Raw genomic sequence first — 1113 nt, forward strand, 5'->3', positions numbered from 1 at the left:
CTCGGCCTGCTCGGCCTGCTCGGCCTGCTCGGACAGGAGGTCAGCCAGGAGTTCGGCGGCCGGTTCGGCATCGCCCACGTTGCCTGCCGTCACCCGGGTGGCAGTGATGATCTCGCTGTCGGGATCCTCGGCGATGTGGCCTTTGTATCCGTCGAACGAGCGCGCCACCGTCTTGCGGCCGTGCCGCGCCTCGGCATCGACAGTGGAGATGACACGGTCCTTGGCCACCTTGCGGGCGATCCGAAACACCCCGTCCTCGCCCTGCTCCAGGTCCTGGCCCAGCACGGTGGCCAGCAGCCGGGCCGCCTGATCGACATCCTCAGCCACCTTCCGTCCGTCCAGAACGGCCAGCAGCGCGAACCCATCGCGGGCCCGCGAGTCGATCAGCGCCTCCCGCTCCGCTTGGTCGGTCCAGTCGATGACCGGCTTACTACCAAGATCGGTGTAGGCGTCCCCACTGGAGATCACCGCCCGCAACTCCACCCGCAACTCCCGATCGCAAGCGCGCAGCAGGCCCCGGATCGCCGAACGGATCAGCGTGATGGTGTCCTGAGTGGCCACCGCGTCATAGATCGGCGCCGAATCCAACACCCGCTTGCGGCCGATCAGCCCGGCCTGGGCGGCCACCTCCACGGTCCGCTCGAAGATCCGGTCCGGCCGATCCGAGGCGGCCAGCCGGGCCCGCATATCCACCAGCACCGTGTGCACGAACCCCGGATGATCGAAGTCCAGCCCGCCGGCGGCGTACTTCCACCGCACATCGAAGGCGAACCGATCCACCGCCTCCCGATCCGACAACCCCTCCAGCCGCTGCAACACCATCACCACCGCCACGATCATCGGCGGCACCGACCTACGGCCATCCTCGGCGAACAGATCGGCGAACATCTCGTCCGGAAACAGGTTCCGGCACTCACGGTGCAGCACCGCGTAGATCGAGTTCGGCGCCAGCCGACCCTCGACAAAACTCACCGTGGAGGACAGCAACCCCGGCTGCATCGGAGTCTGGCCCACTGCCATCGCTCGATCTCTCCCCACGCCCGGTGACCTACATCGATCACCTTGGCACACGAGGAGAGACCGACACGAGATAGATCAAAAAACACCAGCTAC

General features: G+C 66.8%; 1 protein-coding gene. It reads right to left on the reverse strand.

All coding sequences use genetic code 11. From position 1 onward, the window contains the following. Positions 1–987 (reverse strand): transposase (locus ACIBVN_RS60920; protein ID WP_397152059.1); only part of this gene is annotated, 987 nt, incomplete at its 3' end. Between the last annotated feature and the right edge of the window lie 126 nt (positions 988–1113).

It is taken from the genome of Nonomuraea sp. NPDC049400 (assembly GCF_044466425.1).
Classification (GTDB): Bacteria; Actinomycetota; Actinomycetes; order Streptosporangiales; family Streptosporangiaceae; genus Nonomuraea.